Genomic DNA, 6,222 nt, shown 5'->3' on the forward strand with positions numbered 1-6,222 from the left:
GCCCGCCGACGAAGTACATGATTTCCCAGCCGAAGCGCGGCACGAGCCACGCGCCGAGCGCCATCGACACGAGCAGGCCGATCGGGAACACGATCTCGTACAGCAGCACGAAGCGGCCGCGGCCATGCGCGCGCGTGATCTCGTTGATATAGGTCGCGGCGACCGGCAGCTCGCCGCCCAGGCCCAGGCCTTGCAGGATCCGCAGCAGCACGAAGATCTCGAAGGTCGGCGCGAAGCCGCACGCGATGCTCGTGATGCCGATCACGGCCGAGCTCCACGCGATCGCCTTCACGCGGCCGTGCTTCTCCGCCAGCGCAGGAAACAGGAACGCGCCGATCAGCTGGCCGATCGCGCCGGATGCGATCAGCAGGCCGATCTGCGTCGGCGACAGCCCCCATTTGTGGATCAGCAGCGGCAGCGTCGCCGCGATCGTGATCACGTCGAAGCCGTCGAAGAACGTCGCGGTGCCGATCAGCACGCGCGCGCGGATCTGCATCGCGTTGGCCGGAAGCCGCTCGAGCCGCGCGATGATCGCGCCGGGCGTGGAGGCGGCAGCTTCCATCGTGGCGCGACCGGCCACGACGTTGTCGAAAGTGCTCATGCGGGGTGTCTCCTGTGTCTCGTCGCCCGGTCAGGCCAGTGTCTTGCTCGTGTCTGCCAGGGCTTCCGTATCCACTGCCCGGCCCTGGTTCATCCACTTGCGCGCGAGCTTCAGCTCACGTGCGTTGTTCACGGCGATGACACCTCTCACGTGTCCTTCGCCCACGAAAAACAGCGTCGCGCGTCGCGCGGCAAGCTCGCCGCGCACGACGAGCTGCGCATCGGCCGGCAGGTCGCCGAGGATCTGCAGGTTCACGTCGTACTGATCGGACCAGAACCACGGAATCTCCGCGTAGGGCGCACGTACGCCGAGCACGGCTTTCGCGGCCGCGATCGCCTGGTTCTGCGCGTTGGCCCACGATTCGAGCCGCACGCGCCGCTTCAGCCAGCCGTTGTGATGGTTCGCGACGTCGCCGCACGCGAAGATTGCCGGGTCGCTCGTCGCGCCGAATTCGTCGACGACGATGCCGTCGTCGATCGCCAGCCCCGCGTCGCTCGCAAGCGACGCGTTCAGCGCGAGGCCGATGCCGGCCACCGCGAAATCGGCGTCGATCGTCGTGCCGTCGGCGAGCGTTGCCCGCACCTTCGACGCGTCGTCGGGCTGCGCGTCGAGCGACGCGAGCGCCGCACCGAGCCGCACGTCGACGCCGTTCGAGCGATGCAGGTCGAGCAGGAAATCCGACACGATCTGCGGCACCGAGCGGCCGCACAGGCGCGGCGCGCCTTCGACCACGACCGCTTCGACGCCGAGCTTGCGCGCCGTCGCCGCAACTTCGAGACCGATCCAGCCGCCGCCGATCACGAGCACGCGCTGGCTCGCGCGCAGCTTCTCGCCGAGCGCGGCCGCTTCGTCGAGCGTACGCAGGTAATGCAGGTTCGGGGTCTTCACGAGCGCGTCCGGCAGGCGGCGCGACGTGCCGCCGGTCGCAATCACGAGGCGGTCGTATTCGATCTCGCGGCCGCTTTCGGTTGTCACGACACGGCGTGCACGGTCGATCGACGCGGCGCGTTCCGGCTGCCATGCTTCGACGTTCAGCGCGTCGAATTCGTCGGGACGCACGACGCGCACGGTTTCGATGTCGGCGTCGCCAGCCAGCACGGCCTTCGACAGCGGCGGGCGCTCGTACGGCAGATGCGGTTCGTCGGCGATCATCACGAGACGGCCCGCAAAGCCCTCCGCGCGCAGCGTCTTCAGCACCCAGCCGGCGGCCTGGCCGCCGCCGATCACGACGACCGTGCCGGGCGCTGCCTGCGCCTGTTCGTTCCCTTCGCTCATGATTTCCGCTCCGTCATGAACTTGCCTTCCGGCGCCTTCGCGTTCTTCTGGCGGCGCGTGTTGCCGTCGAGGCCGCCGTCGACGGCCCATTCGGCGAACACGGTCGGGCCCGGCTCGAATTCGCGCGGCTGCCACTCGGGCGTCAGCATGTCTTCGTCCGCGTAGTACTCGATCAGGCCGCCGGCCGGGTTCTGGAAGTACCAGAAGTACGCGGACGACACCGGGTGACGGCCCGGGCCGAGTTGCGTTTCCCAGCCGCAGCGGTCGATATGCATGCCGCCGCCGAACACTTCGTGGATGTCGCGCACGGTGAACGCGACGTGGTTCAGGCCGCGCTTTCCGTTCGGCAGCGCGAGCAGGAACAGGTCGTGGTGGCCGCCGTGCGGCGCGCAGCGCATGAACGCGCCGCGGCCCGGGTAACGGTCGGACGTCTCGAAGCCCAGCAGCTCGTGATAGAACTTTTCCTGCGCGTCGAGGCAGTTCGTGAAGAACACCACGTGCCCGACCTCGACCGGCTCCGCGCGTGCATAGATCGGGCTCGGCTGGTCGACGCGCAGCGTCTGGCCCCACACGTTCGACGGTGAGCCCGTGATGTCGAGTTCGCGCTTGCGCGTGACTTCGATGCGGATCGCCATCCCGTTCGGGTCGATGCAGCCGACTGCATCGTCCTGCGCGTAGTAACCCGGCTGGCCGGCGAGCTTCGTGCGCAGCGCGTCGAGTTCCTGTTGCGTCGCGACGCCCCACGTGACTTCACGCAGCGTCGGGCCCGCTTCGAACGCGGGCGGCAGCGCCGGATCGTCGGCCTTGACGGCCAGCACGGTGCAGCCGTTCAGCGTCTCGAAGCGTGCGCGCGTGTCGTCGTGCGAGACTTCCTTCATCCCCCAGTCGGCGAAAAAGCGCCGGCAGGTCGCGAGGTCGTCGACGCCGTACGTGATCTGCTCGATTCCCAAAATGCTCATTGCGTCATTCCCCTTCGCTCAGTTCGCCCACGGCAGCGGCGCGTCGTTCAAGCCCCAGTAGAGGCTCTTCTGCTGCATGTACTCGCGGATGCCGAGACGCCCCTTCTCGCGCCCCATCCCGCTCTCCTTCCAGCCCGAAAACGGCGTGGAGATCGAGAACAGCTTGTACGTGTTGATCCAGACGGTGCCCGTTTCGAGCGCACGCGCGATGCGCCAGGCACGCTTGTAGTCGCGCGTCCAGATGCCGGCCGCCAGGCCGAACACGCTGTCGTTCGCCTGCGCGATCAGCGACGCTTCGTCGTCGAACGGCATCGCGACGAGCACGGGGCCGAAGATTTCTTCCTGGCAGATACGCGCGCTGTTCGGCAAGCCTTCGAGAATCGTCGGCTGATAGAAGAAGCCGTTCTCGCGCCCGTCGCCCGACGGCCGCTCGCCGCCGCACAGCAGGCGGCCGCCTTCCTCGAGGCCGAGCGCCACGTAGCGCTCCACCGATTCGCGATGCTTCGCGGTGATCAGCGGGCCCATCTGCGTGTCGGGCCGCGTCGGGTCGCCCACGCGCAGCTTGCGTGCGCCCGCGACCAGGCGCTTCATGAATTCGTCGTACACCGAACGCTGAACGAACAGCCGCGAGCCCGCGATGCACGCTTCGCCGGACGAACTGAAGATGCCGTACAGCACGCCGTTGACTGCATGATCGAGATCGGCGTCGTCGCAGACGATGGTCGGCGACTTGCCGCCGAGTTCGAGCGACACGGGCATCAGCTTCTCGGCCGCGATGCGCGCGATGCCGCGGCCCACTTCGGTGCCGCCGGTGAACGACACCTTCTTCACGAGCGGATGACGCACGAGTACGTCGCCGATCACGGAGCCCTTGCCCGGCAGCACGCTCAGCACGCCCTTCGGCACACCGGCCTCCTCGCAGATGCGAGCCAGCGCGAGCGACACCAGCGGCGTGACTTCGGCCGGCTTGAGCACCACCGCGTTGCCGCCGGCGAGCGCCGGCGCGAGCTTCTGCGCATCGGACGCGATCGGCGAATTCCACGGCGTGATCGCCGCGATCACGCCGATCGGCTCGTACACGCTCATCGTCAGGTAGTCGCCGCGCGACGGCGTCAGTTCCTCGTCGAGTGTTTCGAGGCACGCCGCGAAATAGCGGAACGTGTTCGCGGCACTGGCCACCAGCACGCGCGTCTCGCTGATCGGCTTGCCGTTGTCGCGGCGCTGCAGGTTCGCGAGCGCCTCGTGGCGCTGCATGATCAGGTCGGCGATGCGGTACAGCACCTGCGCACGCAGGTGCGGCTTCAGCCCGGCCCAATCGGCGCGGCGCCACGCGGCATCGGCGGCGACGACAGCTTCGGCCGCGTCTTCCGCGTTCGCGGTCGACACTTCCATGTTCAGCGACTGGTCGGCCGGATAGATGCTCGCGAAAGGCGCGCCACGTCCGCGCCGCCATTCGCCGCCGATCAGGATGTTGCCGTCGGGTACGAGGCTCGTATCGAAAGGAGTCATGTCACAAGTCCCACAAATCTGTCTCTGCACGTCCGCCCTCGCCGTGGCGCGGGCGGCCATTCAATGGCCCGGTCAGATCACGCAGCGGGCCGCGCGGTTGCGCAGCGCGCGGATCGCGCTGTACGCCGTCAGCGCGGACGTCTTCGGGTTGTCCGGCAGCGGCTTGCCGCTCATTTCCAGCGACATCTCGCCGAATGCGCCGCGCGCGGTGATGCGGTGTACGTTGCGCGCGACGGCCGGATCGGCAATCAGGCGCACGTGTGTCGCGTCGAGGCCGAGGCCCGCGAGCGCGACGGTCGCCGCGACGTTCGCGTTCTTCGGATACAGGCGCGCGGCATCGCGCGCGCTGCCTTCGAAGATCACCTTTTCCTCGGTCATCGCGCGCAGGTCGCACAATTCCTCGGCGGGAGTGCCGAGCCAGCCGAGCGGCGGCTTGCGGCCCACGTACAGCACTTCGTCGAGGCCACCCTGCTTCGCGGATGCCAGCGCATCGATCCCGCCGATCGCGCCGGACAGCAGCGTCACCGTCGCGTCGCCTTCGTCGGCCGCCTGCGCGAGCACGTCGAGCAGCGCGAGATCGGACAGCGCGCCGATCGACGCGACCGCGCAATCGGTGCCGGCCTTCAACAGCGGCACGACGTGGTCGACGAGCGCGCTGTGGCCCGCGCATTCGAGCGCGAACTCGGGGCGGCGGGCCAGTGCGTCGACCGACGACACGACCTCCACCGCGCCGCCCAGCACGCCCTGCACCGCCGCGCGCTGGTGTTCCGGCACGATCACGTGCGCGATGCGCAGCGACGCATCGTGCTCGACCGCGTGGTACACGGCCGCGCCGATCGCACCGAAGCCGATCATCGCGACGTCGACGGGTGCGTGGTGGTTACGCATACTGGCGCTCCGACGGCTCTTCCTTCTTCACCGGCGGGCCTGCGAAGTTCGATGCGAACGAGCCGACCGACAGCATGTCGACCTCGACCATCACCGGGCCCTCCTTCGCCATCCCTTCACGCACGATCGCTTCCGCGTCGTCGAGCGACGTGATCCGGTAGTGCGTGAGGCCGAAGCTCGCGCAGAACTGCGCGAAATCGGGCTGGTGCAGCTGCACGAAGCAGCGGCGGCCACCGTAGTGCGCATCCTGGATGTTGCGGATCACGCCGTAGCACTGGTCGTTCATCAGCACGATCATCACGTTCGCGTTTTCCTGCACGGCCGTGACGAGCTCGCCGACGTTGACCATCAGGCCGCCGTCGCCGACGAGGCAGACCGTCTTCGCGGCCGCATCCGCCAGCGCCGCGCCGATGCCCATCTGGATACCCTGGCCGATGCCGCCGCCGAGCGCATGCACGCCCGAGCGCGGCTCGAAGATCTTCAGCAGGCGGTTGCCCCACGTGCTGTTCGAGATCGTCACGTCGCGCACCCAGTTGTAGTCGCGGCCGACGGCGCCTTGCAGCGTGTCGACGAGCTTTTTGTACGGCCCGAGGCCCTTCGACACGTCGCCCACCGCCTGCTCGCGGGCTGCCGCGAGATCGGCGGCGAACTGCGGATCGACCGACAGGCGGCCTTCGAGCTGGTCGGCCAGCTCGGCCAGCACGCGCTTCGAATCGCCATGCACGAACAGCTCGTTGCGATAGCCGCGGTTGTCGGCGAGCGCGTCGGCATCGACGCGGAACAGCGGCTGCGGCAGCGCGAGCTTGTACTTCAGCGTCTCGTTGCCGCGCAGGCGCGAGCCGACGACGACGAGCGCATCGCAGGTCTTGTAGAACGCTTCGACGGACGCGTGCACGTTGAACGCGCCGAGCGTCGCCGGGTGATCCTCGGGCAGCACGCCGCGGCCCTGCACGCTCGTCACGACGCCGAAGCCGAGCTTCACGAGGCGTT

Annotated in this window: 6 protein-coding genes; all 6 read right to left on the minus strand. The window is 68.5% G+C overall.

Annotation, left to right across the window (positions count from 1 at the left end; translation table 11 throughout):
- The coding region (locus tag JYJ84_RS25920) for an MFS transporter (protein ID WP_205189607.1) at positions 1 to 601 on the minus strand (601 nt) is incomplete at its 3' end.
- A 30-nt stretch (positions 602 to 631) separates the two neighbouring features.
- Positions 632 to 1,876 carry an NAD(P)/FAD-dependent oxidoreductase gene (locus JYJ84_RS25925; RefSeq protein ID WP_122947442.1) on the minus strand — a complete coding sequence of 415 codons (1,245 nt, stop codon included), beginning with the start codon at positions 1,874 to 1,876 and terminating at the stop codon, positions 632 to 634.
- Positions 1,873 to 2,835, minus strand: a complete 963-nt coding sequence (locus tag JYJ84_RS25930) for a VOC family protein (RefSeq protein WP_174944263.1) — start codon at positions 2,833 to 2,835, stop codon at positions 1,873 to 1,875. The genes JYJ84_RS25925 and JYJ84_RS25930 overlap by 4 nt, the downstream gene beginning before the upstream one ends.
- Before the next feature lie 18 nt (positions 2,836 to 2,853).
- Entirely contained in the window at positions 2,854 to 4,344 is a 1,491-nt protein-coding gene (locus JYJ84_RS25935; RefSeq protein WP_175223346.1) for an aldehyde dehydrogenase, read from the minus strand.
- 72 nt (positions 4,345 to 4,416) lie between these two features.
- On the minus strand, positions 4,417 to 5,232 hold the full coding sequence (locus JYJ84_RS25940; RefSeq protein ID WP_122947445.1) for an aspartate dehydrogenase: 816 nt from the start codon (positions 5,230 to 5,232) through the stop codon (positions 4,417 to 4,419).
- The coding region (locus JYJ84_RS25945) for a thiamine pyrophosphate-binding protein (RefSeq protein WP_205189609.1) at positions 5,225 to 6,222 on the minus strand (998 nt) is incomplete at its 5' end. The genes JYJ84_RS25945 and JYJ84_RS25940, both read right to left, overlap by 8 nt.

The sequence above is a fragment of the Burkholderia sp. LMG 13014 genome (genome assembly GCF_905232215.1).
In the GTDB taxonomy this organism is placed as follows: Bacteria; Pseudomonadota; Gammaproteobacteria; order Burkholderiales; family Burkholderiaceae; genus Burkholderia.

Excerpts from the sequence above, each read along its gene's own strand:
- JYJ84_RS25925 (WP_122947442.1), bottom strand. The coding sequence starts at position 1,876 with ATGAGCGAAGGGAACGAACAGGCGCAGGCAGCGCCCGGCACGGTCGTC.
- JYJ84_RS25930 (WP_174944263.1), bottom strand. The coding sequence starts at position 2,835 with ATGAGCATTTTGGGAATCGAGCAGATCACGTACGGCGTCGACGACCTC.
- JYJ84_RS25935 (WP_175223346.1), bottom strand. The coding sequence starts at position 4,344 with ATGACTCCTTTCGATACGAGCCTCGTACCCGACGGCAACATCCTGATC.
- JYJ84_RS25940 (WP_122947445.1), bottom strand. The coding sequence starts at position 5,232 with ATGCGTAACCACCACGCACCCGTCGACGTCGCGATGATCGGCTTCGGT.